Source organism: Micromonospora sp. NPDC049523, from assembly GCF_040676775.1.
Taxonomy (GTDB): domain Bacteria; phylum Actinomycetota; class Actinomycetes; order Mycobacteriales; family Micromonosporaceae; genus Micromonospora_G.
On record NZ_JBFAPP010000003.1, the window covers coordinates 430,261 to 454,250 of the forward strand.

20 protein-coding genes and 2 pseudogenes are annotated in these 23,990 nt (G+C 70.3%); 14 read left to right on the forward strand and 8 right to left on the reverse strand.

The window, feature by feature from the left end; all coding sequences use genetic code 11:
- Positions 1 to 63: 63 nt before the first annotated feature.
- The gene (locus tag AB0J90_RS06590; protein ID WP_363592853.1) at positions 64 to 996 is read left to right on the forward strand and encodes an AraC family transcriptional regulator; all 933 of its coding nucleotides are present in this window, start codon (positions 64 to 66) and stop codon (positions 994 to 996) included.
- A 21-nt stretch (positions 997 to 1,017) separates the two neighbouring features.
- Here AB0J90_RS06590 and AB0J90_RS06595 read toward each other — a convergent pair whose 3' ends face one another.
- Both AB0J90_RS06595 and AB0J90_RS06600 read right to left on the reverse strand, forming a co-directional pair.
- Positions 1,018 to 1,743, reverse strand: coding sequence for a GAF and ANTAR domain-containing protein (locus AB0J90_RS06595; RefSeq protein ID WP_363592855.1), 726 nt, complete (start codon positions 1,741 to 1,743; stop codon positions 1,018 to 1,020).
- Positions 1,744 to 1,781: 38 nt separating this feature from the next.
- Positions 1,782 to 2,525, reverse strand: coding sequence for a GAF and ANTAR domain-containing protein (locus tag AB0J90_RS06600; protein ID WP_363592857.1), 744 nt, complete (start codon positions 2,523 to 2,525; stop codon positions 1,782 to 1,784).
- A 1,464-nt stretch (positions 2,526 to 3,989) separates the two neighbouring features.
- Between AB0J90_RS06600 and AB0J90_RS06605 the strand changes: the two genes are divergently transcribed.
- The 3 genes from AB0J90_RS06605 (at position 3,990) to AB0J90_RS06615 (ending at position 7,582) form a co-directional block, all read left to right on the forward strand.
- The gene (locus AB0J90_RS06605) at positions 3,990 to 4,847 is read left to right on the forward strand and encodes an Ig-like domain-containing protein (RefSeq protein ID WP_363592859.1); all 858 of its coding nucleotides are present in this window, start codon (positions 3,990 to 3,992) and stop codon (positions 4,845 to 4,847) included.
- An 82-nt stretch (positions 4,848 to 4,929) separates the two neighbouring features.
- Positions 4,930 to 6,027: an Ig-like domain-containing protein gene (locus tag AB0J90_RS06610; protein ID WP_363592861.1), complete on the forward strand. Its 1,098-nt coding sequence runs from the start codon at positions 4,930 to 4,932 to the stop codon at positions 6,025 to 6,027.
- Positions 6,028 to 6,154: 127 nt separating this feature from the next.
- Positions 6,155 to 7,582, forward strand: coding sequence for a PQQ-dependent sugar dehydrogenase (locus AB0J90_RS06615; RefSeq protein WP_363592863.1), 1,428 nt, complete (start codon positions 6,155 to 6,157; stop codon positions 7,580 to 7,582).
- 268 nt (positions 7,583 to 7,850) lie between these two features.
- Here AB0J90_RS06615 and AB0J90_RS06620 read toward each other — a convergent pair whose 3' ends face one another.
- Together AB0J90_RS06620 and AB0J90_RS06625 are read right to left on the reverse strand one after the other, a co-directional pair.
- Positions 7,851 to 8,636 carry a phosphatase PAP2 family protein gene (locus AB0J90_RS06620; RefSeq protein ID WP_363592865.1) on the reverse strand — a complete coding sequence of 262 codons (786 nt, stop codon included), beginning with the start codon at positions 8,634 to 8,636 and terminating at the stop codon, positions 7,851 to 7,853.
- 93 nt (positions 8,637 to 8,729) lie between these two features.
- Positions 8,730 to 10,181 carry a glycoside hydrolase family 3 N-terminal domain-containing protein gene (locus tag AB0J90_RS06625; protein WP_363592867.1) on the reverse strand — a complete coding sequence of 484 codons (1,452 nt, stop codon included), beginning with the start codon at positions 10,179 to 10,181 and terminating at the stop codon, positions 8,730 to 8,732.
- Between the two features lie 177 nt (positions 10,182 to 10,358).
- On the opposite strand from AB0J90_RS06625, the gene AB0J90_RS06630 reads away from it, so the two are divergent.
- Together AB0J90_RS06630 and AB0J90_RS06635 are read left to right on the forward strand one after the other, a co-directional pair.
- The gene (locus tag AB0J90_RS06630) at positions 10,359 to 11,534 is read left to right on the forward strand and encodes an ROK family transcriptional regulator (RefSeq protein WP_363592869.1); all 1,176 of its coding nucleotides are present in this window, start codon (positions 10,359 to 10,361) and stop codon (positions 11,532 to 11,534) included.
- Between the two features lie 110 nt (positions 11,535 to 11,644).
- Entirely contained in the window at positions 11,645 to 13,240 is a 1,596-nt protein-coding gene (locus tag AB0J90_RS06635; RefSeq protein ID WP_363592871.1) for an N-acetylmuramoyl-L-alanine amidase, read from the forward strand.
- Between the two features lie 46 nt (positions 13,241 to 13,286).
- On the opposite strand, the gene AB0J90_RS06640 is transcribed toward AB0J90_RS06635, so the two are convergent.
- Positions 13,287 to 14,288 carry an ABC transporter permease subunit gene (locus AB0J90_RS06640; protein WP_363592873.1) on the reverse strand — a complete coding sequence of 334 codons (1,002 nt, stop codon included), beginning with the start codon at positions 14,286 to 14,288 and terminating at the stop codon, positions 13,287 to 13,289.
- Positions 14,285 to 15,376, reverse strand: coding sequence for an ABC transporter ATP-binding protein (locus tag AB0J90_RS06645; protein WP_363592875.1), 1,092 nt, complete (start codon positions 15,374 to 15,376; stop codon positions 14,285 to 14,287). The genes AB0J90_RS06640 and AB0J90_RS06645 overlap by 4 nt, the downstream gene beginning before the upstream one ends.
- A gap of 55 nt (positions 15,377 to 15,431) precedes the next feature.
- Here AB0J90_RS06645 and AB0J90_RS06650 point away from each other — a divergent pair, with 55 nt between their 5' ends.
- The 5 genes and pseudogenes from AB0J90_RS06650 to AB0J90_RS06670 all read left to right on the forward strand — a co-directional run bounded on the left by AB0J90_RS06650 (position 15,432) and on the right by AB0J90_RS06670 (position 19,654).
- Positions 15,432 to 16,358 (forward strand): ABC transporter ATP-binding protein, encoded by a 927-nt coding sequence (locus AB0J90_RS06650; protein WP_363592877.1) that lies wholly within the window; start codon positions 15,432 to 15,434, stop codon positions 16,356 to 16,358.
- A gap of 130 nt (positions 16,359 to 16,488) precedes the next feature.
- Positions 16,489 to 17,109, forward strand: a pseudogene (locus AB0J90_RS06655) (cellulose binding domain-containing protein); the annotation flags it as partial.
- Between the two features lie 69 nt (positions 17,110 to 17,178).
- Positions 17,179 to 18,119: pseudogene (locus AB0J90_RS06660) on the forward strand (glycoside hydrolase family 5 protein); the annotation flags it as partial.
- Between the two features lie 135 nt (positions 18,120 to 18,254).
- On the forward strand, positions 18,255 to 19,172 hold the full coding sequence (locus AB0J90_RS06665; protein ID WP_363592879.1) for an N-acyl homoserine lactonase family protein: 918 nt from the start codon (positions 18,255 to 18,257) through the stop codon (positions 19,170 to 19,172).
- Positions 19,173 to 19,174: 2 nt separating this feature from the next.
- Positions 19,175 to 19,654 carry a MarR family winged helix-turn-helix transcriptional regulator gene (locus AB0J90_RS06670; protein WP_363592881.1) on the forward strand — a complete coding sequence of 160 codons (480 nt, stop codon included), beginning with the start codon at positions 19,175 to 19,177 and terminating at the stop codon, positions 19,652 to 19,654.
- A 70-nt stretch (positions 19,655 to 19,724) separates the two neighbouring features.
- Here AB0J90_RS06670 and AB0J90_RS06675 read toward each other — a convergent pair whose 3' ends face one another.
- On the reverse strand, positions 19,725 to 20,702 hold the full coding sequence (locus tag AB0J90_RS06675; protein ID WP_363592883.1) for an LLM class flavin-dependent oxidoreductase: 978 nt from the start codon (positions 20,700 to 20,702) through the stop codon (positions 19,725 to 19,727).
- A 77-nt stretch (positions 20,703 to 20,779) separates the two neighbouring features.
- On the opposite strand from AB0J90_RS06675, the gene AB0J90_RS06680 reads away from it, so the two are divergent.
- From AB0J90_RS06680 to AB0J90_RS06690, 3 genes are all read left to right on the forward strand, one after another.
- Complete coding sequence (locus AB0J90_RS06680; RefSeq protein WP_363592885.1) at positions 20,780 to 21,694, forward strand: ribokinase; 915 nt, start codon at positions 20,780 to 20,782, stop codon at positions 21,692 to 21,694.
- A gap of 49 nt (positions 21,695 to 21,743) precedes the next feature.
- Complete coding sequence (locus AB0J90_RS06685; protein WP_363592887.1) at positions 21,744 to 22,151, forward strand: YccF domain-containing protein; 408 nt, start codon at positions 21,744 to 21,746, stop codon at positions 22,149 to 22,151.
- A gap of 64 nt (positions 22,152 to 22,215) precedes the next feature.
- A complete protein-coding gene (locus AB0J90_RS06690; RefSeq protein ID WP_363592889.1) occupies positions 22,216 to 23,070 on the forward strand; it encodes a polysaccharide deacetylase family protein in 855 nt (284 codons plus the stop codon).
- A gap of 37 nt (positions 23,071 to 23,107) precedes the next feature.
- Here AB0J90_RS06690 and AB0J90_RS06695 read toward each other — a convergent pair whose 3' ends face one another.
- Positions 23,108 to 23,959: a hypothetical protein gene (locus tag AB0J90_RS06695; protein ID WP_363592891.1), complete on the reverse strand. Its 852-nt coding sequence runs from the start codon at positions 23,957 to 23,959 to the stop codon at positions 23,108 to 23,110.
- Positions 23,960 to 23,990: the final 31 nt, after the last annotated feature.

Consider the following 23,990-nt stretch of genomic DNA (forward strand, 5'->3'; position numbering starts at 1 on the left):
GCGGCTGCCGGCGGGAATCGTCGAGACACTCGACCGCATGCGTACGCGTCTAACCTGGAACGCATGGACCCACTCGCGGGGCTGCTGGACGGGCCGAGGGCGCGCGGCGCGTTCCTGATCCGCTCGGTGTTCGACCCACCCTGGTCGGTACGGATCGAAGACCGCGCGCCGCTCACGTTGATGTCGATGGTGCGCGGCGAGGCGTGGGTGCTACCGGACGGCGGCGAGCCGGTGCGGCTGCGTCCCGGTGACGTGGCGATAGCGCGCGGGCCGGAGCCGTACACGGTGGCGGACGACCCGGCGACCCCGCCGCAGGCGGTGATCCATCCCGGCGAGCACAGCACCACGCCGTCCGGTGACGAGCTGTGCGAGGTGATGGACCTCGGCGTACGGACCTGGGGCGAGCGGGCCGACGGGACGGCGGTGCTGCTCAGCGGCACGTACCAGTTCGAGGGTGAGGTCAGCGGGCGGCTGCTGCGGGTGCTGCCGCCGCTGCTGGTGCTGCCCGACGAGGCGCGCAACAGCCCGCTGGTAGGGCTGCTCGCGCAGGAGATGACCAGGGACGAGCCGGGCCAGGAGGTGGTCCTCGACCGGCTGCTCGACCTGCTGCTCATCGCCGTACTGCGGGCCTGGTTCTCCCGGCCGGAGGCGGCGGCGCCGGCCGGATACCGGGCGCACGGCGACCCGGTGGTGGGGCCCGCGTTGCGGCTGCTCCACGACCATCCGGCGCAGCCCTGGACGGTGGCCACGCTGGCGGCGCGTACCGGGGTGTCCCGGGCGGCGCTGGCCCGCCGGTTCACCGAACTGGTCGGTGAGCCGCCGATGGCGTACCTGACCAACTGGCGGCTCGCGCTCGCCGCCGACCTGCTGCGCGAGCCGGACGCGACGGTGGCCGCAGTGGCCCGGCGGGTCGGTTACGGCAGCCCGTTCGCGCTCAGCTCCGCCTTCAAACGCGTACGCGGGCTCAGTCCGGCCCAACACCGTACGTCGGCATGAGGCCCGACCGGGCGGTCGCCCTCAGGTGAGTTCAGGGACGTTGGCGAGGTCCAGGACGATGTTCTGGGCCACTTCGACGAGCCGCTGGTTGGTCGACCGGGCGTGCCGGCGGATGAGCACGAACGCCTCGTCCACGCTGATGCCGTTGCGCTGGGCGATGGCGCCCTTGGCCTGCTCGATGGTGACCCGGCTGTTGAGCGCGTTCTGGAGCTGGGCGGTGAGTTCCTCGCCCCGGCTGATGGCACGTTCGTGCAGGATGGCGATCGAGGCCAGGTCGGCGAGCGCCTGCACGATCGGGACGTCGTCGCTGTTGAGCGGTTCGCTCCCGGTGGCACCGAAGACGTTGAGCGCCCCGATGACCTGCGTACGGAGGCGGAGCGGGAAGGCGTGCACGGCGCGGAACCCGGCGGCGGTGGCGTACGGCACGAACTGTGGCCAGCGATCGACGGCGCTGTTCAGGTCGGTGTTCACCACCGCGGTGCCGCTGCGGAACGCATCGAGGCACGGGCCCTCGTCGTTCTGGATCTGGAACAGCTCGAGAACCCGGGCCTCTTCCCTGGACGCGGCGATGAACTGGAGCTGGTCGTAGTGGTTGGCGAGGACCAGACCGACGACGCCTGCCTCGGCGAGCTCCGCTGCCCGCTGGGTGAGCGTCTGTAAGAAATCGATGAGGTCGAACTCGTCGACGAGGGTGTCGGAGATCTCGACGAAGATCCTCGCGAGTCGTTGCGGTGAGACTGCGGTCATGACAAGCTCCTGGCCCCTGTTCCTAAGGATGCTGTCGTTCATTTCTGGGTCTGGTCGAACCGCAACTTGCGGTCGACGACGTCCTGCGCGACGTGGTGCAGCGGCCGTCCCTCGGCATAGGCGTGGGCGCGCAGTCGGATCAGGGCCTCCTCGATGGTGACGCCGAGTTGGACCATGATCATGCCCTGGGCCTGTGCCACCTCTGCCCGGAAGCCGGGCGACTGGTCGAACCCGATCGGCAGGGTGCGACCAGTCGCGGTTCCCTGGCCGTCGAGCACGACGGTCAGCGCGATCTCCGCGAAGGTGAGCGCCTGGTCGAACGCGTCCTTGGTCAGTGGGCCCGTCTGACGGCGGAAGAGGTCCAGGGCGCCCAGGTGCAGGGCCCCGACCTGGAGCGGAAGCGCGAACACGGCATTGATGTCGTGCTCACGGACGGCCGGTGCGTAGACCGGCCAGCGCCGCATCGCCGTGTCGGCGGTGAGGTCCGGGACCAGGACCGGTCGGCGCGTCTCGTATGCGTCGATGCAGGGACCCTCCCCGAGTGTGAACTGCAGTTCCTCCAGCAGGTACGCGGTCTCGTCCGAGGCGGCGGCGAACCCCCGGGCCCCCTGCTCACTGAGTACGGTGACGCCCGCGCCCGATCCGCCGAGGTCGTGCGCGGCGGCGCGGCAGATTCTGGACAGGCTCTTCGCGACGTTGTCGGCTCCGTTGTCCGGACCCTCTTGTTGTGCGATGGTCGAGAGTGCTCGGACCCATCGGCCCGCGGGGCGATTCGCCGTCATGCGTCGACCACGCCCCGGCCGGCCCGCCGATTTCGGTCGGAGTATGTCCGTGAAGACATCATCATTGGGGGCGCACCTTCCGGATTAGTGAGAGGTGCCGCCGGGTGGAAGCGACATCAACAGAGACAGGGGAACGATACATGCCGTGGCTCGTCCTGCCATTCACCCGTCTGCATGATTCTTTGTCGGGTCTGCTTGACAGCCCCCCTGAGCTGGGATAACGTTGTTTCATCCAGTAGTGGATGTTGCCCCAGACCTTGGCAATCGAGGACGACAGACCAAAGGTGGGGCCCGTATGAATTCCCCTCATCTGTGCTAGGGACCATTCCGCGCTAAGCGCTCACCGCCGTGGCCGTGTGCCCGGACCGGGCCAATGTCCATGCCCGGATCCGACTGGATCTGTATCGCGACCGATACCCGCTCGGAAATGTCGCCGTGCATTTTCCACGCACCGCCGACCCGGCTCTCATTGACCCGTTACCGTCCCGCCTGCCGTACGCCCCGGCACCGGACGGTCACCGTGGACATGAGACCACAACTGATTCGAATTTCCTTGTGCGACTTCGTTCGGCGCTCCAGGGCGGTGTCGGACAGAAGGATGGCAACATGAACGAGAAGTCGACTTCGGGGAGTCGTCTCGACAAACCGACGCTCCCCTGCCACCGCTCGCCGGCCGCCGTTCGCCTTGCGGGGGACTGTCGCCGTACCCACCGGGGTGCCCGTCGCGACCGTACCGATCGATATGCGGTGCGATGTCGGGCGGCCGGGAACGAGCCGGGTCGGGATGCGGACGGGTCCGCCGGTTAGGTAATCGCCGGCTGGAGCCGAAAGAGGTCACACCCGCCTCCGTCGCGGTGCTTCCGCGTCGCGCCGCGCGTTCTGGCGCGGGCGACGACGATTCAGGACGGCATTGACTCCTGTCGTCCGCGCGGTGGTCACGAGGGCGCTTGCTGCCACCGTTGTCCGGTCCCGAATGAAACTCTTTTCGAGTCGCGACCGAGCCAGGAGTGGGGCACATTCCTGCCCTAATTACCGTGATATGTCACATAGGTGTCGTGTAGCGGTCATCTGCTGGCTTATGGACATATAGGCGAATTAGTGTCGGGGAATAAGCCAGCCACCGCAACGGGTGTGTGGAGGCGAAGGGAAAACATCATGTGGGCAAGACGCATTGCCGTGGTGACCGTGGCCGTGACCGTGACCGCCTTGGGTGCCGCCGTACCCGCTCGGGCGGGTGCGCAGGGTCAGACGCTGTTCGGCGACGTGAACGGCGACAGACGTACGGACCGCGTCCAACTCACCTCGGCCCCGCCGGACCGGTGTGGGGTCCTGGTGCAGTTGGGCAGGGCGGGCGGCGGTTTTCTTAGGGCGAGGTTGTACGCGTATCCGAACCCTGCCGGCGCCGGGACCCCTCTACAGTGCCCGGATATCGGGACCCTGGTCGACCTCGGGCGGAACGGTTCCATGGAACTGGTCGTGGGATGGTTCGCCGGTCGTCCGGTGGGCGTGAACGAGGATCTCCTGATTCTGCGGAACTTCCGACCCTCGGGGGGAACCACCGGCCTGTTCCAACCCAGTTACATAGACGTCTCCGACTTCAACGGCGACGGACGCAGGGACGTTTACCAGTGGACCGACCAGGGTGAGGGAATCACCACCCTCCTGAACACCGCCGACGGCGGGCTGGCCCCAGGACAGCTACAGTTCTGCGCCACCCCCGTCCAACCTCCGCAGCTCGCCGACTTCACCCAGGACCGGGCCACCGAGGTGGTGTTCTCGTACTTCGAGCGTTGCGGTGCCCCGCAGTCCGGGGTGGCGGTGCTGTTCGGCGACGGGGGGACGAACTACCTGGAGCAGGACCCGGCGGGATCGAGCATCTGGCACAGCTCGATCGTGGACGCCGACCTGGACGGCATACCGGACGTGCAGACAGTCAACGAGACCACCTCCGAGGTGTCGCACTACCTGGTTCGCCCCCCGGTCAGGTTCGTCGAGGCGCCCACCCCGGAGCCGGACGAGGCCGTGGTGACGGCACCCGTACCGACGCCCATCCCGGTGCTGGCCAACGACGCCGTGACGGTCGAGGCGCAGATCGAGATCGACACACCGCCGCGTTACGGCCGGGTCGAGATCACGCCCCAGAAGACCCTGCTCTACATACCTCCGGCGACTCCTCCGGCGACCGTCGACACCTTCACCTACCGCGTGATCGACGACGGCAAGGTCGCCGTAGCCCCGGTGACGGTCGCGCTCCGGCTCCCGACGGCCCGACCGGCGAGCGCGACTCCGGCGGCACCGCGGGGCACCGAGCCGGCGCGGTAGTGGGCGCTGGCGCGGCCACCCTGAACCGATGACCTGCTCGGATCGCGCAAATCCGCGGATCGAAATCCTGATTGGAGGAATCATGTCCAGAAAGTTCATCACCCTGGCGACCGTCTTGATGACGATGGTCGCGGTGGGGGCGGTCGCGGGCACCGCTCGGGCCGGTGGACCGAACGCGGCCATCACCGGCGACGTGACCGGCGACGGGCGCAGCGACCGGGTCACCCTGATCGACGTCGACCCCGACGAATGCGGCGTGGTGGTGGAGGCGGGCCTGGATGGCGGGGGCTTCGATCTGCCGGTCGCCTACTCGTACACGGACCCGCCCGGTGCGGGGACGCCCGGTGACTGCCCCAACATCGGTACCGCCCTCGACCTGAGCGGGGACGGCTCGAACGACCTACTGGTGGGATGGTCCAACGGCCGGCCCGCGGGATCCGACGTCGACCTGTTGGTGTTGGAGAACTTCAGCGCGGCGGACGGCTTCGTCGCGCTGCCCAAGCCCGACTTCATCGGGTCGGGGCACTTCAACGGTGACCTGCGGCGCGACATCTACGAGTGGTCCAACACCGATCGCGCGTTCGCCACCTTCCTGAACGGAGAGGGCGGTGACCTCACCCCGGGCCCGATGCGGTTCTGCGCCAGCGGGCTGACCGCCCGGCTCTCCGACGTCGACCGCAACGGCACGATGGACGCGGTCATCACCTACGAACAGGGCTGCGAGGACACCTCGTCGGGTGTGGTGGTGCTGCTCAGCTCGGGCACGGTGGTGAACGTCGAACGCAGCCCCACGGGCGCCACCCGGTGGACGGCCACCGTCCAGGACGAGAACGGCGACGGCAATCCCGACGTGGTCACCACCAACATCAACAACGGCGCGGTGAACCACTGGATCGGAAACGGTGGTGGCGCCTTCAACCGGGCACCGATCGCCAACAACGACACCGCCTCGACCACCGGCACCAGGAAGGTGGACATCGCGGTGCTGGCCAACGACATCGCGCCCAACAGCGCGGCGCTCACCATCGCCACCCCGCCGTCCCACGGCACGGTGCAGATCACCAGCCGGAGAACGGTGGTCTACACACCGAACGCGTCACACGGGTCGACCGACAGGTTCAGCTACCGGGTGACGCTCGGGGGACGCACCGTCAGCGCCTCCGTCGCGATCCAGTTCTGACCCCGGGGCGGTCGCGTCACCGCCTCCTACCCGCCGGGTTCCTTCCGCACAACGCGTGCGGAGGGAGCCCGGCGAACCCCGACACACCCTTCGAATTGAACGAACCATGGCATGTGAGGGGGCAGCGATGTCCAGGAGAACAACAACACGACGCGGAGTCTCGGCCGTACTGGCGCTCTGCCTCGGGCTGGTCGCGGCGGTCTCACCGACGTCCGGGCAGACCCAACCGGTACGCGCGGCGGCGCTCCCGCCCGGCTTCACCGACCAGGTGGTCTTCTCCGGGTTGGTCCAACCCACCAAACTGGTCTTCTCGCCCGACGGGCGGATCTTCGTGGCGCAGAAGAACGGCATCATCAAGGTCTTCCACGGTATGTCCGACTCCACCCCGACCACCTTCGCCGACCTGCGGACCAACGTGTACGACTACTCCGACCTGGGCCTGGTCGGCCTGGCGCTGCCGCCCGGATTTCCCACCGCCAACCCGTGGGTCTACGTCGGCTACACCTACGACGGTGTTGTCGGCGGCACCGCCCCGACCTACCGCGACACCTGCCCGGCGATCGGGAACTGTCTCTCCAGCGCCCGGGTGTCCCGCCTGCACATCAGCGGTGACGTGATGAACGGCACCGAGCGGGTGCTGCTGCACGACTGGTGCCAGCAGAGCGATACCCACTCCATCGGTGACATCGGCTTCGGCTCGGACGGGAGGCTCTTTGTCGCCGGTGGCGACGGGGCGTCCGGCAACACCATGGACTACGGTCAGCTCGGCACCCCGAGTAACCCGTGCGGGGACCCGCCGTCCCCGGTCGGCGGTCCGATGACCCCGCCGACGGCGCAGGGCGGGGCGCTGCGGTCACAGGACCTGCGTACGACCGCGGATCCGACCGGTCTGGACGGGACGATCGTCCGGGTGCACGAGACCACGGGCAAGGCCCCGGCCGACAACCCGTTGGTGAAGAGCCCGGACGCGAACACCAAGCGGATCGTCGCGTACGGGCTGCGCAACCCGTTCCGTTGGGTGTTCCGGCCGGGGACCGGCGAAATCTGGGTCGGTGACGTCGGCTGGCGCAGCTACGAGGAGATCGACCGGGTGGTGGCACCGGTTGCCGGGCCGGTACGCAACTACGGCTGGCCCTGCTACGAGGGGCCCGCGGTGCAGGGCAACTACCGGGCCGCGCACCTGACCCTCTGCGACAGCCTCTACGCCGCACCCGCCGGTACGGTCACCGCGCCGCACTACAGCTACGCGCGTACGCAGGTGATAGCTCCGGGGGACGGGTGCCTGGTCGGCCGGGCCGTGATCAGCGGACTCGCGTTCTACCCGAGGACCGGAGGCCGCTATCCGACGACGTACTCGCGGGCGCTGTTCTTCTCCGACTTCCTGCGCGGCTGCGTCTGGGCCATGCTGGCCGGCCCGAACGGTGTGCCGAACCCGGCCACCATCGTGCCCTTCGGCACGGCGGCCACACCCGTCGATCTCCAGATCGGCCCGGAGGGTGACCTCTACTACGTGGACCTCTCCGGTGGCACGGTCCGCCGCTTCCATTACAACTAGCCCGGCGTCTACAACTAGCCCGGCGTCGTGGCGCGGACCGTGGACCCCGGCGGGCCCACGGTCCGCATCCTTCCCCAGGCCGAAGTCCTCGGTGCCGCCCGCCGGTACGCACCTGGTGTGCGGTGGCCGGTGGGTCGAAGTGATGGGGTGCGAACCTGTCGGTACGACCAGTGGTAACGCTACGAATCCGGGCGGTTGCTTTCAAGACCGCGGGAGAGCCGTCCAAAATGTCCGTTCGGGGGACTTGACGGGCAATTGCCCATTGCCCCTATCGCCCCCGTCCCGATGCTGGTGCCAGCCGCAGCACGCGCAGCAGGCGTACGGTCGGCCCGCGTGCCACCGTCACCGTCGCGGCGGCCAGCACCCCGCCCAGGACCAGCCCGGCCAGGACGTCGTGTGGATAGTGCACCCCGGCCACCACCCGCAGCAGCGCGGTCAACCCGGCCAACGGCAGGGTGAACACGGCCAACCGGGGCACGACCAGTGCCAAACCCATCGCGAGCGCACCGGCGATGGTGGCGTGGTTGCTCGGGAACGACCAGTCGCCGACGTCGGGGCAGGCGGCCATCGGCTGCACCCCGGTCAGCGCCCGGCACGGCCGCTCCTGGTCCACCACCAGCTTCGACGCCTCGCTCAGTGCGTACGCGGCGCCGGTGGCGACGAGGACCAGCACCGCCCCGGCCAGCAGGAACGGGTCGCGTCGCCGTCCCAGCCAGCCGATCCCGGCGACCAGTGCGAGCAGGATCAGCAGCGCCGCGTCGGTGGTCACCTCGACCAGTCGGTGCAACCAGCCGGGTGAGCCGGCCATCGCACCGACGATGCTCCGGTAGCCGTCCGCCGAGGCACCGTCGGTGACCCGGAGCACCGCCGGGTCACCGAGCCCGCCGGGTGCGAGCCAGCCGACCAGTCCGGCTCCGCCCACCACGAGCCCCAGTGCGGCCCAGAGCCGTCCCGCTCGGGTGCCGGTACGGCGGCGGTGCGTCGGACCGCCCGCCCCCGTACCGGTACCCGCTTTTTCCGCTGACCGTTCCGTCGACCGTGCCCGCTCCACCATGGTGAACACTGTATGAACGGAGGGTGGCCGCAGTCTTGCTACCTTCGTCGGTGTCGCGACCTGACGATGGTCAGTCGAGCTGGCAAGAGCCGGTCAGCCGGCCAGGCCCAGGGTGTCGGCGGCGGCCCAGCCGTTGGCGTGGCTGGCGCCGTACGTGGTGACGAAGGCGCGTACGCCCGCCGGTCGCCAGGTCGACGGCCAGCCCATCTCCACCACGGTCACCGCCTGGTCGACCGCCAGCGCCTCGACCAGCTCGGCCGCGCCCGGCAGCCGGTGCAGGTGCCGGCCGACCAGCACGATGGGTCGCCCGTCGGCGAGCTTCGTCAGCGTCTCCGGGTCGGTCTCGGCGGCCACCAGCGGCAACTGCTCGGTGCCGCCCAGGTGCGGTCCGAGGCCCCACGGGACCCGACCCTCCGCGATCGTCGAGCTGGAGACGAGCTGCACCACGAGCGGATCGTCCAGCCCGGACAGCACACCCTCGACCCGTACCGCGCGCTTCGCGGCGGCGTACCCGAGGTTGCCGGCGGTGATCTCGGCGGTCCCGGCGGCCCGGGTCCAGGCGGCGAGGGCGTCGGCGCGGCCGGCGGCCTCCTCGACCCGTGCGGTGGAGAGCCGGCCGTCGCGCAGCGCGGCGACGATCTCGGCGGCCACCTCCTCGACCAGGGCGGCGTCCACGTCGGCGCCGATGCAGAGCAGGTCGGCTCCGGCGTCCAGGGCGCGGACCGCGGCCGGGCCGATGCCACCGGCGGCGAGTGCCGCGCCCTTCATCTCCAGCGCGTCGGTGATCACCGCTCCGGCGAAGCCGTACTCGCGGCGGAGCAGGTCGACCAGGACGGCCCGGCTGAAGGTCGCCGGCCCGTCGCCGGTCAGCGCCGGCACCCTGATGTGCGCGGTCATGATCGCCTTGGTGTCGGCGGCGACCACCGCGGCGAACGGCGGCAGGTCGCGGACCCGGAGCAGGTCCAGCGGTACGTCGACGGTCGGCAACTCGTAGTGCGAGTCGGCGATGGTGGCACCGTGGCCGGGGAAGTGCTTGGCGCAGGCGGCGACCCCGACCGACTGGAGGCCGGCGACGGCGGCGGCGGAGTGGGCGGCGACCCGGACCGGGTCGGCGCCGAACGAGCGGGTGCCGATGATCGGGTTGTCGTCGGCGCTGTTGACGTCGACCGTGGGGGCCAGGTTGACGTTGATCCCGACTGCCGCGAGTTCGGCACCGATGGCCTGGTAGACCCGCCGGGTCAGGCCGACGTCGTTGACCGCGCCGAGCGCGGCGTTGCCCGGGTACGGGCTGCCGGTGGCGTGGGCCAGTCGGGTGACGTCGCCGCCCTCCTCGTCGATCGCGATCAGGACGTCCGGGCGGACCGCGCGCAGGGCGGCGGTGCTGGTCGCGACCTGGGTCGGGTCGGTGACGTTGCGGCCGAACAGGGTGTGGCCGGCGAGCCCGTCGGCGACCAGGCCGAGCGCCCAGTCGGGCGGCGAGTCGCCGGGAAAGGCGGCGAGCAGGGTACGCAGTGCCAACCGGCGGAGCCCTGGATCAGTCCCCACGTTGTCTCCTCTTCGCGGCCGCCACTGGTCCGAGTGTCGCACCAAGCAGGGCCATCTCGTGACCAACCGGTGCCCTGTCGGCTTACCGCCGGAGCACCGACTGGCCGTTACGCTACGGCTACTCGGTAAAGGCTAACCCATCTAATAACAAACTTTACTAATAATTAGGGGACCTGCATGGCTTCCACCCGGCTACCCGGCACGCCCCGGCTGCTGCGCGCGCTCAACGACCGCGCCGCGCTCGAACTGCTGCTCTCGCAGGGGCCGCTGACCCGGGCGCAACTCGGCGAGCTGACCGGGCTGTCCAAGGTGACCGCCTCCCAACTCGTCGAACGGCTGGAGGAGCGCGGGCTGGTCATCCGGGTCGGCGAGCAGGCCGGTGGGCGCGGGCCGAACGCCCAGCTCTACGCGGTCGAGCCGGGCAGCGCGCACGTGATCGGGGTGGACGTCGGCCCGGACCGGGTGGTCGCCGCCTGCGCCGACATCACCGGCAAGGTGATCGGCCGGGTGGAACAGTCCACCCGCGACACCGACGACCCGGTCGGTGTCGTACACAACGCCGTGGTCCAGGCGGCGAGCAGCGCCGGAGCCTCGCTGAGCAGCGTACGGCGGGTGGTGCTGGGCACGCCCGGCCTGGTCGACCCGCACACCGGCGACATCACGTTCGCGTTCAACCTGCCGCGCTGGCACCGGGGCCTGCTCGCCGCGCTCCGGGAGGACCTGCACACCCCGGTCGTGTTCGAGAACGACGTCAACCTCGCCGCCCTCGCCGAGGCCCAGTCCGGTGCCGCTCGCGGCGTCGACGACTTCGTCCTGGTCTGGGTCGGCGTCGGCGTGGGTCTGGCCATCGTGCTGAACGGCAAGCTGCACCACGGCAGCAGCGGCGCGGCTGGCGAGATCGGCTACCTGCCGGTGCCCGGCGCACCCATCCCGCGCGACGTCTCCCGCCGGGCCAAGCCCGCGTTCCAGCAGCTCGCCGCCGCCGACGCGGTCCGGGTGGTCGCGCGCGAGCACGGCTTCCGGGCCCAGACCGCTGCGGACGCGGTACGCGCCGCGATCGCCGCCGGCACCGAGGGCGGTCAACTGCTGGACGAACTCGCCCGCCGGCTCGCGCTCGGGGTGGCCAGCACCTGCGTGGTGCTCGACCCGCCGCTGGTGGTGCTGGCCGGCGAGGTCGGTCAGGCCGGCGGCAGTGCGCTGGCCGAGCGGGTGCAGCACGAGGTCGCGGCGATCACCCTGGTCACGCCCCGGGTGGTGGTGACCGAGCTGACCGACGAGCCGGTGCTGCGCGGCGCGCTGCGTACGGCCCTCGACGCGGTCCGGGACGAGGTGTTCGGCTCGACCGTCGGCTAGTTACCCGCTGGTTACCCAAGCTCCCTCGACATCGACGAACGTCGCGCTATAGCGTTCCGTCATCCGGTGATCTGGATCCAGGATCATCGATCCCCTGGGGAGGAGTGACGGTGACTGTTCGGTTTCCCTTACGGCGTGCGAGCTACCTGCTCGGCGCCACGCTGATCCTGGCCGCCGGTCCGGCCGGCCAACCCGCGCTGGCCGCGGCTCCGGCCGACTCGACCGGCAACGGTCCGGCGGTGGTCGGCGCCGCGGCCCGGTCGCCGCTGGCCGGCGCGTTCGAGCGGGCGGGGGCTCGTTACCAGGTGCCGGCCGACCTGCTCGCCGCGCTCGGCTACGCCGAAACCCGGCTCGACGGCCACGGCGGCGCACCGAGCGCGTCCGGCGGCTACGGCGTCATGCACCTGACCAGCAACCCGAAGCTGCGCACCCTGGACCTGGCGGCCACGCTCACCGGCCTCGACCCGGCCGTGCTGCGTACCGACAGCACGGCCAACATCCTCGGCGCGGCCGCCGTGCTGCGCTCGTACGCCGACGCGGCCGGGCTGGACGCGAACCAGCGCGCCGACGTCGACCACTGGTACCTCCCGGTCGTCCGGTACGGCGGCGCCGGTGACCCCGCCGTCGCCCGGCTCTACGCCGACGCCGTGTACGACCTGCTCGGCACCGGCTTCAGCACGCCCTCCGGCACGTCCGTCGCCCCCACGGCCGTCTCGCCGCAGCGGGGCGCGTACGCGACCGTCGCCCCGCTCGGCTCCTCGGTAAATGCCGGCACCGACGGCGTCGGCACGCTCAGCACCGACTACGGCCCGGCCGCCTGGGCGCCGGCGTACTCCGGCAACTACACCGCGTCCAGCCGCGAGTCGGCGTACCCGATCAACTACGTGATCATCCACGTGGCGCAGGGCTCGTACGCCGGCACGGTCAACTGGTTCCAGAACTCCGCCGCCGGGGTGAGCGCGCACTACACGTTCCGCTCCTCCGACGGCGCAGTCACCCAGTCCGTACGCGACAAGGACATCGCCTGGCACGCCGGCAACTGGACGTACAACACCCAGTCGATCGGGATCGAACACGAGGGTTACGTGAACCAGGCGTCCTGGTTCACCGACGCGATGTACCGGGCGTCCGCCGCGCTGACCCGGCACCTGTGCGACAAGTACGGCATCCCGAAGGACCGGTCGCACATCATCGGGCACAACCAGGTGCCCGGTGCCACCCACACCGACCCCGGCCCGAACTGGAACTGGACCACCTACATGCAGTACGTCACCGGCTCCGGTGGCGGCGGTGGTGGCTGGACGGCCACCGTGGACAACACCACCTCGGGCCGGTTCACCGCGAGTGCCAACTGGGGTGTGTCGACGTACTCCGCGCAGCGCCAGGGCGTCGACTACCGGTACGCCAACCCGGTCGCCGCCAGCGACGTCGCCTGGTACAGGTTCAACGTGCCGGCGACCGCGAGCTACCGGGTCGACGTCTGGTACCCGGCCGACCCCGGTTACAACGACTCCACGCCCTACGTGGTGGCGACGCCGAGCGGCAACCAGACCGTGATCGTCAACCAGCGCAGCGGCGGTGGGCAGTGGCGTTCACTGGGCGCCTTCACCCTCGCCGCCGGTGACGCCAACAAGGTCGGGGTGAGCCGCTGGGCCTCCGGCACCGGTTACGTGATCGCCGACGCCGTCCGCCTCACCCGCCTCTGAGGAAGCAGGGGAGGGGCACCCGGTCCGACCGGCTGCCCCTCCCGGCTCAGACCAGGTCCCGCTTGCGGAAGTTGGCGAACGCGCCGGCCACGAAAGCGCCGACCACGACCAGCAGCACCAGCAGCGCCGCCGGCCAGCTCAGCACGTACTGGGTGGGCTGGCAGAAGTCGGCGAGGCTCGGGCCGCAGTCGAAGTTCTGGTCGCTGAGGTGGAGCTGGCCGAGCACCCACGCTCCGACGTAGGTGGAGAGCATCAGGACGTCCGGCCGCGGGGCGTCGATGATCTCCATGACGATTCGGCCGCCGCCCTCCCAGATCACCGCGTACCCGGCGAGCACGCCCAGCGCGGCGGCGGTGTGCCGGCCCAGCACGGCGATCGCGAAGCCCAGCGCGGTCACCATCAGCGTCAGGAACCAGCCGCGGACGGTGGTGGTCAGGATCGTGTTCCAGAAGTCCGCGTCCAGGATCCCGGGGTAACCACGCGCCTGGCCGACCAGCCAGAACGCGCCCAGGTACAGCACCGAGGAGACGATCGACAAGCCGAGTACGGCGCCGAGCAGGCTGCCCAGCTTGGTGCCGAGTACGGTGAGCCGCTGCGGTCGCCAGAGCAGCAGGTTGGTCATCCCGCCCGAGTTCAGGTCGGCACCGATGTACGAGGCCCCGACCAGGAAACCGAACAGCGCGAGGAACGTGATCAGGAAGTAGATCAGCCCCGGCATCTGCCGCTCGAAGACGAACACCCCGGTCAGGTAGTCCTCGATCTGCGGCGTACGGGTGAAAACCTCGTCGCAGTCGACCGGGTACCTGGACCGGAAGTTCTGCGGGTCCTCCTCACGGGATTCCCGGCACTCACGCAGCCAGCGCTCGTTCGTGTCGATCTGCTGCTGCACCTCGACCCGCGCCCGCTCGACCTCGCCCGCGGTGGGTTGGCGCGAGCCGGCGACGGTGGTGACCACGGTGACCGCGAACGCGACCACCAGCAGCGCCAGCATGAGCTGGACGAAGCGTCGGGCACCCAGCCGCTCCAACTCGGCCTGGATGAGATTCACGCCTTCGTCCCCTCGTCGGTGGTGGCCGGCGCTCCCGCACCGATGGCGGCCGGTCGCGCCCCGTCGTCCGGTTCCGCGGTGGAACCCAGCTCGATCTGAGCCACCGGTCCGTCGTACGCCGTCGCCGTGTGCTGCGGCAGCACCGAGTCGTCGACCTGCTGCGGGATGCCGGGGTGCGGCACGGTGCCGGTGAGTTCGAGGAAGACACTCTCCAGGTCCGGGGTGAGCGGCGTCAGCTCGCGTACCCAGAGGTCCTGCTCGCCGAGGATGCGGCTGAGCGCGGCCGGATCGGTCACCCCGGAGACCACCAGGCGGTCCGGATAGGTGACCACGTCGTGACCGGCCGCCGTGATCAGGCCCGTGGCGCGGTCGTGGTCGTCGACGCGTACCAGGTATTCGCCCCGGTCGAAGCCGGCCAGCACCTCGCCGACCGTTCCCGCGGTGACCCGTCGGCCCCGCGAGATGATGGTCACGTGGTCGCAGATCAGCTCGATCTCGGCCAGGATGTGACTGGACACCAGCACGGTGACCCCGGACGACGCCAGGTCCCGGACCAGGTCGCGCATCTCCCGGATGCCGGCCGGGTCCAGCCCGTTCGCCGGCTCGTCGAGGATCAGCAGCTCCGGGCTCTTGAGTAGGGCCGAGGCGACCGCCAGCCGCTGCTTCATGCCGAGCGAGTAACCCTTGACCCGGTCGTCGGCCCGGTCCCGCAGGCCGACCCGTTCGAGCACCTCGTCCACCCGTGCCGGCTCGACCCCGCCGGCCGTGGCGAGCAGCCGCAGGGTGCGCCGACCGGTGAAGTTGCCGAAGAACTGTGGGCTCTCCACGATCGCACCGAAGCGGGGCGCGACCACGGGCAGCCGTTCCGGCGCCGGTTCACCGAGCACCCGCATGCTTCCGGCGTCGGCCTGGACCAGGCCGAGCAGCGTACGCAAAGTGGTCGTTTTGCCCGAGCCGTTGGGGCCGAGGAATCCGTGCACCTGTCCCGCCTCGACCAGCATGTCGAAGCCGTCGAGTGCGACCCTCGGTGCACCCCTCAACGGGCGGAAGCTCTTACGCAGCCCGTGTATCTCGATGACCGCGCTCACGCGACCCCCTCGCCGCGTACGCCCATGTGGACCTCCGGTCCGTTCAGCGTGATCAATGACACGGCGCCCCACCTTACGGGGAGGCCGCCGTCCGTGGGGGGCGGCGACACGTGCGTGGTTGGATGGACGGGTGCCTACTGAGCTGGTCCACAACGTCGCCGGTGCCGCTGCCGCCGGCCCGAACCCGAGCCCGGACGCCGACGACCTGGTGATCGACCTCGCCGGGGTGAACGTGGTCCGCACCGGAGCGTTCCTGCTGCGGGACCTGAGCTGGCGGGTGGAGCTGGACGAGCGCTGGGTGGTGCTCGGCCCCAACGGCGCGGGTAAGACGACACTGCTCAACCTGGCGGGCGGTCGGTCGCATCCGACCAGCGGCACGGTGCACGTGCTCGGTGAGAAGGTCGGCCGTACCGACCTGGCCGAGTTGCGTACCCGGATCGGTCTCACCACCGCCGGGCTGGCCGAGCGGATCCCGACCGACGAGTCCGTACGCGACGTGGTGCTCACCGCTGCCTGGTCGGTGGTCGGCCGGTGGCGGGAGAGCTACGACGCGGTGGACGAGTCACGGGCGCGGGCACTGCTGGACCAGTTCGGTGTCGCCGGGCTGGCCGACCGGCTTTACGGCACCCTGTCCGAGGGGGAGCGCAAGCGGGTGCAGATCGCCCGTGCCCTGATGACCGACCCCGAGTTGCTGCTGCTGGACGAGCCGGCGGCCGGGCTCGACCTGGGCGGGCGCGAGGACCTGGTCGGCCGGCTGGCCGGACTGGCCCGGGACCCGGACGCCCCGGCGCTGGTGCTGATCACCCACCACGTGGAGGAGATCCCGCCGGGCTTCACCCACGCGCTCCTGCTGCGCGAGGGCGGCATCGTGGCGCAGGGGCTGCTCGGTGACACCATCACCGGCGAAAACCTCTCCCGTACGTTCGGGTTGCCGCTCACCGTCGAGCGTTCGGGAGACCGCTTCACCGCCCGCGCGGCCTGATCCGGGGGACGAACCGGCGGCACTTGCCAAATATGGACAAGTGTCGTCATGTTGACGTGACTGTTAATTAAATTTACTGTTCCTTCATCGATACGTGTCGTCATGTCGATCCGATCGTCAGGGGAACAGGATGAACAGATTCCGTCGGCTGGCGACGCTGGTCTCCGCCACCGCGTTGTCCGTGGCCGCAGCCCTGCTGGTGGCCCCGGGCGCGTACGCGGCGACCGCCAGCTTCACCAAGACCCAGGACTGGGGCAGCGGCTACGAGGCCCTGTTCACCGTCCGCAACAACACCAGCGGCACGATCACCGGTTGGCGGGTCGAGTTCGACCTGGCCGCCGGCTCGACCATCGGCAGCTCCTGGGACGCGACCCGGACCAGCTCCGGCAACCACCACGGCTTCGTCAACCAGTCCTGGAACGGCACCCTCGCCGCCGGAGCCAGCACCACCTTCGGCTTCACCGTCTCCGGCACCGGCACGCCGACCAACTGCACCGTCAACGGCGGTTCCTGCTCCGGCGGCGGTGGCGGCGGCGACACCCAGGCGCCCACCGTTCCCGGCAACCTGCGCAGCACCTCGGTCACCTCGACCAGTGTCTCGCTCGCCTGGAACGCCGCCACCGACAACATCGCCGTGACCGGCTACGACATCTACCGGGGCGGCACCCTCGCGACCACGGTCACCGGCACCAGCGGCACCGTCGGTGGGCTCGCCGCCGCCACGGCGTACACCTTCACGGTCCGGGCGCGGGACGCCGCCGGCAACCTGTCGGCGGTGAGCAACCAGGTCACCGCGACCACCGCCTCCGGCGGTGGCGGCGGCACCACCCCGGCGGCGATCAACGGCCAGCTCCGGGTCTGCGGCGTCAGCTCTGCAACCAGTACGGTCGCCCGATCCAGTTGCGCGGCATGAGCACGCACGGCATCCAGTGGTACGCCCAGTGCGTGAACAACAACTCCCTCGACGCGCTCGCCAACGACTGGCGGGCCGACGTGCTGCGGATCTCGATGTACATCCAGGAGGACGGTTACGAGACCGACCCGCGCGGCTTCACCGACCGGGTGCACGACTTCATCGAGCGCGCCACCGCCCGCGGCCTCTACGCGATCGTCGACTGGCACATGCTGGATCCCGGCGACCCGAACTTCAACCTCAGCCGGGCCCGCACCTTCTTCACCGAGATCGCCAGCCGGCACGAGGACAAGACCAACATCCTGTACGAGGTGGCGAACGAGCCGAACGGCGTCGGCTGGTCGACCATCAAGTCGTACGCCGAGCAGATCATCCCGGTGATCCGCGCCCAGGACCCCGACGGTGTGGTGCTGGTCGGCACCCGCGCCTGGTCCTCGCTCGGGCTGTCCGACGGTGCCAGCGAGACCGAGGTTGTCAACAACCCGGTCAACGCCACCAACATCATGTACACCTTCCACTTCTACGCCGCGTCGCACGGCACGTCGTACCTGAACGCGCTGAGTCGGGCCGCCGACCGGATCCCGATGTTCGTGACCGAGTTCGGCACCCAGACCGCCTCCGGTGACGGCGCGAACAACTTCACCCAGGCGCAGGCGTACCTGGATCTGATGGCCAGCAAGCAGATCAGCTGGGTCAACTGGAACTTCTCCGACGACTTCCGCTCCGGTGCCGTCTTCAACACCGGCACCTGCAACGGCACCACGTACGCCGGCACCGCCGTCCTCAAACCCGCCGGCGTCTGGATCCGCGACCGCACCCGCACCCCCGACACCTTCCCCACCACCTGACCCCCGGCCATCACCTCCGCCAAGATCACCGCTCTTGTAGAGAAAGAGGGGCTGTCCCGCCCGGGATAGCCCCTCTTTCTCTGCAGGAGCGCGCTGGGGGCTTGCCAGGATTCATGTGTCGTGTAATCTAATGTCATGACACAGAACGCGGCGGTCACGCCCGGAACCAGCAACCTGATCAAGGCAGTCTCGGTGGTCAGCACCGGCACGGTGGACATCCGCCCGCAGCACGTGCGCTCGGACGGCACCCCGTTCCTGTGGTGGCTGATGACCTCACGCAAGTGGACCGACCCGCGGCCGATCAACGTGTACGTGATCGAGCGGGAGGACGGTCTCGTCCTGTTCGACACCGGTCAGGACCGGGCCTCGGTCACCGACCCGGACTACTTCCCGACCTCCGGCCTCACCGGCCTGATCTACCGCCGGCTCGCCCGGTTCCAGATCGACCCCGACCAGACGCTCACCGCCCGACTGGCCAGCATCGGCTACGACATCGCCGACGTGCACACCGTCGTCCTGTCCCACCTGCACCAGGACCACATCGGCGGCCTCGCCGAACTGCGCCACGCCGAGATCGTCGTCGACCAGCACGAGTGGGACGACCTGCACCAGCCGAACCCCGAGAACCGGGGCATGCTCACCAGCCACATCAACCTGCCCGGCCTGCGCTGGCGGCAGGTGACGCCGCGCCCGACGCAGGATCCCGCCGTCGCGCCGTTCACCGCCGCGCACGACCTCTTCGGCGACGGCACCCTCGTGCTGCTGCCCACCCCGGGCCACACGCCCGGTTCGCTGTCGCTGCTCGTACGCCAGCCCGGCGCGACCCCACTGCTGATGGTCGGTGACGTAACCTACGACGTGCACTTGATGCAGGACGGACACATCCCCGGCGTGGGCGAACGAGCCCGGCTGCGCGAGACGACCCGCGCGATCAACACCCTGCGCGGCAGGTACCCGGACCTCGCGGTCCTGCCCGCGCACGACCCGGCCGCGGGCGGTCACCTCTCCGGCAGCTCCTGGGGCAAGCTGGCCGGCGTCGCGGCGGCGAGCTGACCGTGCGCAAGGTCGAGCAGTTGCGGTTCCTGATCCTGGCCGCCCAGCGTGAGGGCAACCGGCTGCTCGCCCAGAACCTGCGCCCGCTCGGGGTGACCCCGTCGCAGGCCGAGGTGCTGCGCCTGCTGGCCGACCGGCAACCGCTCACCCTCGGCGGGCTCGGCGAACTGCTGGTCTGCGAGAGCGGCACCAATCCCAGCCGGCTGGTCGACCGGCTCGTGGCGGCGGGTCTCGTCGACCGGGTCGAGGCACCCCACGACCGCCGTACCGTCGAACTGACCCTCACCGCCGCCGGCCGCGACGTGGCGAATCGAGTCGCCGACGTAGAGGAACGCCTCTACGAAACCCTCGAAGCCGCCGGCACCGGCCTCAACCTTGACGAGGTCATCACCTACCTACACGCCCTCACCACCAACCAACCCTCGGGCCAAGCCGTCCAACGCCGCACCCAACCACCCCCACCCCCCACCCCTCGCCGTTGATCATGAAGTTAGCGACACCTTCCGTGGCCGAAATCGTCGCTAACTTCATGATCAACGAGGTGATCCGGGGTTACCGGGGGAGGAGGGTGGGGGCGGCTAGGGTGATTTGGGTTACGGCTAGTTGGGGGTCGGGCGGGGGGATCAGGACTATCGCGTTGGCGGTTGCCTCGGTCAGGGCCTGTATCGAGGCGGCGCACTGGGTGGGGGTGCCGGCGATGGCGAAGCGGTCGACGTAGTGCTCCGGTAGGGCCTCGGCGAGCTGTTCCACCTGCGGGTGGGCGGCTACCAGGGTGGCGATCTCCTCGGCCAGGTCGTCGTCGGCGGGGGAGAGCGGCGGGCCGCCGAGGAAGCGGCCGGCGATCGCCCGGCGGGCGTACGACCGGTCGGAGTCGAAGTCGAGGAAACCGTAGACGGTCAGGCGATGCGGGTCGTCGTTCCGGCCGGCGTCGTTCCGGCCGGCGTCGATCAGGTCCCTGGCCCAGCGCAGGTACGCCGGGCTCGCGCACTCGGCCAGGATCGTCCCGTCCGCCACCTGACCGGACAGCCGCAGTGACTTCGCGCCGCGTACGCCGGTCGAGATCGGGGGCGGTTCGGCCGGCGGGAACGCGAGCTTCACCCCGTCCAGCTTGGCGTACTGGCCGTCGACGGTGACCGTCTCGCCGGCCAGCAGGGCGCGTACGGCGGTGACGGTCTCACCGAGCACCGCCAGCGGGGACGGGTGGTGGGCGCCGACCTGGCGTACCCAGTCCGGCATGCCGTGACCGAAACCGGGCAGGATGCGGCCGGGGAAGAGCCGTTCGAGGTTGCTCAGCTCCATCGCGGCCAGGGCCGGGTTACGGAACGCGGCCGGCAGGATGCCGATGCCGATCCGGATCGTCTCGGTGACCGAGGCGGCAACCGTGGCGGCCGAGACCGCACCGGTGAAGAAGCAGTCCTCCACCACCCAGAGTTCGTCGTAACCGAGTCGTTCCACCAGGCGCGCATAGGCCGGAAGCTGCTCCGGCGGGCTGTCGCAGCGGTACATGACCCCGATTGCCGTCTTTCCCATCCCGGCAGCCTGCCAGAAAACCACCCCAACCGCCGCCTCTAGAATCATGGTCCGCGTCCCACCAGCAGGAGGTGCCCGTGAGCCGACCCAGGGTCGTTGTCGTGGGCAGCGCGAACATGGACCTGGTCGCGATGACGCCGGTGCTGCCGGCGGCCGGGCAGACGGTGCTCGGCAACGACTTCGTGATGGTGCCCGGCGGCAAGGGTGCCAACCAGGCGATCGCCGCCACCAGGGCCGGTGCCTCCGGTGTTTTCCTCGGCGCGATCGGCTCGGACTCGTTCGGCGTGACGCTCAAGGCCCGGATCGCCGCCTCCGGCGTCGACACCGGCCAACTGCGGGTCGTGTACGGCGCCTCCGGCGTGGCCGTGGTCACCGTCGACGCCGACGGCGAGAACACGGTGGTGGTGGCGCCGGGCGCGAACGCCGCGTTCGTCGGCCTCACCGAACCGGAGCTTTCCGCCGTACGCCGAGCGGACGTGCTGGTCACCCAGTTGGAGATCCCGCTCGAAACGGTGCTCGAAGCGGCCACCGCTGCCCGCGCCGCCGGCACCCGGGTGGTGCTCAACGCCGCACCGGCCCGCGAACTCCCCGCCGAACTGCTCGAACTGGTCGACCTGCTGGTGGTCAACGAGCACGAGGCGCAGGCGATCAGCGGTTCCGGCCGGGAGGATCCGGGAGCGCTGCTGGCCGCCGTACCCCGGGCGGTTCTGACCCTCGGCGCCGATGGTGCCTGGTACGGCGACCGGGACGGCGCCGCCGTACACGTCCCGGGTTTTCCGGTCGACGCGGTCGACACGACCGGTGCCGGTGACGCCTTCACCGGCGCGCTCGCCGTCGCCTGGGGCGAGGGGCGTGACCTGGTCGACGCGGTGCACTGGGCCTGCGCGGCCGGTGCTGCCTGCGCCAGGCAGGTCGGCACCTCCGGTTCGCTGCCCCGCCGCGACGAGATCGACGCCCTCTTCGCCACCGCGGCCGCCCGCCCCGGCAACTGAGCTGGGGCGTTCACCGCCCACGGTGGCATGGGTTGGGCACTATGAGGGCATGGTGCGTTTCATCCTCAATCTTCTCTGGCTCGTCTTCGGCAGTGGCATCGTGCTCGCCATCGGGTACGGCATCGCCGCGCTGATCTGCTTCGTGCTGGTCGTGACGATTCCGTTCGGGGTGGCGTCGCTGCGGTTGGCGTACTACTCGCTCTGGCCGTTCGGCCGGACGCTCACCCCGAAGCCGGGCGCCGGACTGGGATCGGGCGTGGCCAACGTGCTCTGGGTGATCCTGGCCGGCTGGTGGCTGGCGTTGATGCACGTGCTGGCCGGGATCGCGCTCTGCGTCACGATCATCGGGATCCCGTTCGGTATCGCCAACTTCAAGCTCGTACCGGCGGCGTTCTGGCCGCTCGGACGCGAGGTGGTCGAGATCGACGACCTTCGTCGTCCGGGAGTGGCCGCCTAGCTGCGATCTGTGACGTTCAGGGGCCTCCCCACGCGCTGACGGGTTCGGCGTACGCTCCCGCGACATGAGCGTTGGTGGCGGGCCCACGGGGGCGCCGGGCCGAGGTAAGCCACAGTGGACGGTCGGGCTGGTCGTGGCGCTGGCCGTGGCGGGGCTCGTGGTCGCGTTTCCCGGACCGACCGGCAGCCCGGCCACCGCCCGGCTGGCCCGGACCGTCGTACGCACGGTCACGGCGACCGCGACGCCGACCGTCTCGCCCACCCCGGTCGGCGTGTACGCGGCCAGGTTGCCGCGCTTTCCGGCCCCGCCGGTGCCCGAGCCGGTGGCCGTGCCGGCCGGGCCTTCGGCGGGCTGGTACTCGCGCATCCCCACCACCCAGCCGGTGGCGTTCGTGACCATCGACGACGGCTGGATCAAGCGGCCCGAGGCGCGTCAGTTGCTCGCCGAGGCGCAGGTGCCGGTCACGCTCTTCCTCACCATCGACGCGATCCACGAGAATCCGGACTACTTCCGGCAGCTCCAACTCGCCGCGCCGAACGTGGCGATCGAGGCGCACACCCTTACCCACCAGGGATTGCGGGGCAAGTCGTACGCGACACAGAAGCGCGAGATCTGCGGCTCGGCAGACCGCCTCGCCCAGCTCTACGGCCGCCGCCCGGTGCTGTTCCGGCCGCCGTTCGGGGAGAAGGACGCCACCACCCTGCGGGCAACCCACGACTGCGGTCTGAAGGCGGCGTTCTTCTGGACCGAGTCGGTGGACAAGGGCAAGGTGCGTTACCAGGGTGAACACAAGATCCACCCGGGCGACATCATCCTGATGCACTTCCGGGAGCGGTTCGTGGACGACCTCGTCGCGGCGCTGAACGCCATCCATGCCGCCGGCCTGACCCCGGCCGTGCTCGGCGACTACGTCCGCTGACCGGTTCCCGCTGACCGGTTCCCGCTGACCGGTCCGGTCAGCTCTCGTCTGGAGACCGGTTCTCGCCGCGTCGGCGGAGCATGGCCAGGCCGGGAATGCCGGCGATGGCGAGCTTGAGGTCACGGGTGACGTTGAGCAGGTCGTGGATGTCCGGGCCGACCCGGTCGAGGGTGGCCAGGATCGGCAGTACGTCGGCCGTCAGGTGCCCGGTCAGCTTCGGCAACTCGTCCACCAGCCGGATCGCCGCGTCCACCTCCTCCGGGGTGAGCTGCTCCACGAAACGGCTGGCCATCGGCGCACCCTTGCGCAGCGTGACCGCGTACGCGCCGAGCAGTTCGTCGACCGTACCCATGGTGGCCTCGGCCCGGGCCATGGTGGCGGCGGCCTTGCCGGCGACGAGTTCCGCCTCGGCGACCACCACCGCGGCGGCCGCGGCAACCCGGCTCGCCTCGTCGATCGGGGCGGCGGCACGGGCGGTCAGCGTCTGCACCTGGTCGACGGCCTTCTCGGTCGTGCCGACGATCCGGTCGGTTCGCTCCAGTGTGGACTCCATCCGGTCCAGCGCGGTTTCCACCCGGTCCAGCACGGTGCCGATCCGCCGTACCAGCTCCTCGGCCTGGTCGAGTACGCCGATCGCGCGGGCGGGCAGTCCGGCGAGCGTGGTCGCGGCGTCGGTGGCCTGACCGACGGCCTGGCCGACGGCGAATCTGGTCAGGTCGAGCAGGGCGGCGGGCCGGGGGAGGGGGAGCACCATCCCGCAATTGTGCGTCGCCCGGTCGACCGCCGCCCGACGGGTGATCATCGGCAGATTTGTCGATTCCCGGTCCGGGCGGCCGTCGAAGGCCGGAAAATGGATCGAGCAGACCGCCCAGGGCAGTGGCACGGGCATCGAGCAGACCGCCCAGGGCAGCGGCACGGAC